The organism is Kitasatospora sp. NPDC007106 (assembly GCF_040634455.1).
Taxonomy (GTDB): domain Bacteria; phylum Actinomycetota; class Actinomycetes; order Streptomycetales; family Streptomycetaceae; genus Kitasatospora; species Kitasatospora arboriphila.
This window is the reverse complement of sequence record NZ_JBEYFP010001278.1, coordinates 1-1312: the sequence shown is the minus strand read 5'-3', so window position 1 is coordinate 1312 and position 1312 is coordinate 1. Positions and strand designations below refer to the sequence as shown.

Here is a 1312-nt window from a genome sequence, read left to right as displayed (position 1 = left end):
CGATCTCGCTCGCCGAGGCGGCCGGGGCGGCCCGCGGCGAGGCCCTGCGGGAGTCGCTCGCCCGGCTGGGCACCCTGCTGGAGGACGGCTCCCCGGCCGCACCGGTGAGCTGACCGACCGTCACGGAACGGATGAGGTGGATGGGATTGCACGCCGACCAGGTGCTCGTCTTCGACGCCGACGACACGCTGTGGGAGAACAACGTGCTCTTCGAGCGCGTCATCGAGGGCTTCCTCGACTGGGTGGCCGGCGACCCCGCCGACCCCGCCGCCCGGCAGGCCGCCCGGGCGGTGCTCGACGCGGTGGAGGCGGCGAACGCGGCCACCCTCGGGTACGGCGCCGCCGTGTTCCGGCACAACCTGGCCGAGAGCCTCGGGCACGTGCGGGGCCGTTCCGTCACGGCCGAGGACCGGGACCGGATCGACCACCTGCTGCTGCCGCTGACCAGCCGCACGGTCGAGCTGATCCCCGGCGTCGCCGACACCCTCGCCGAGCTGGCAGGACGGCACCGGCTGCTGATGCTCACCAAGGGCGACGAGGCGGAGCAGCGGCGCAAGGTCGAGGCGTCCGCCGTCGCGCACCACTTCGGCGGGATCCACATCGTGGCCGAGAAGAACGTCGACACCTACCACCGGCTGGTCGCCGACCTCTCGCTCGTCCCCGACCGGACGTGGATGATCGGCAACTCCCCCAAGTCGGACATCGTGCCGGCCCGCCGGGCCGGCCTGAACGCCGTCTTCATCCCGCACGAGCACACCTGGGTGCTGGAGCACGAGGAGTTCGGCGCGCACACCGCCACCCTGGAGCTGGCGAGCTTCACCGAACTGCTCACCCACTTCTGAGCTCCCCGTTCGGCCGGCACGGGTTTGGCAGGCGTACGAACCGGCAAGTCGCCCGATATGGACGTTCACACCTTCTCCGGATCCAGGCGGTCTCCGCTCGCCGGATGGCTGGACGCACCGTCCGGCTGGGCCGCCCTCGACCCCGCGTCGGAGCGCCTGCACGGGATGCTCCAGCAGGTCCCGCAGCCCGTGCGGGACGCCCTGCACGGCGTCTGGCTCGGCCACCACCTGCACCCCGCGGTGGTCCAGCTCCCGGTGGGCTGCTGGCTCTCGGCCACCCTCCTGGACGCCGCCTGCACCTCCCCCGACGCGGCCCGCCGGCTCACCAGGATCGGCCTGATCGGCGTGGCCCCCGCCGCCTGGACGGGATGGGCCGACTGGTCGACGCTGACCGCCGAGCAGCGCCGCACCGGCCTGGTCCACGCCTTCGGCATCGTCGCCGCGGCCGCCCTGCAGGGCGCCTCGCTGGC

The 1312-nt window shown here is 73.6% G+C and carries 1 protein-coding gene and 1 pseudogene; both read left to right on the top strand.

The genetic code is table 11. The features are described 5' to 3' along the window. Positions 1-140 precede the first annotated feature (140 nt). Positions 141-842, top strand: a complete 702-nt coding sequence (locus tag ABZ641_RS37840) for an HAD family hydrolase (RefSeq protein WP_344627231.1) — start codon at positions 141-143, stop codon at positions 840-842. Positions 843-899: 57 nt separating this feature from the next. Then, a pseudogene (locus tag ABZ641_RS37835) lies at positions 900-1312 on the top strand (Rieske (2Fe-2S) protein); the annotation flags it as partial.

Bases quoted from the DNA above. Each gene is read 5' to 3' on its own strand.
- ABZ641_RS37840 (WP_344627231.1), top strand. From the start codon at position 141: ATGGGATTGCACGCCGACCAGGTGCTCGTCTTCGACGCCGACGACACG.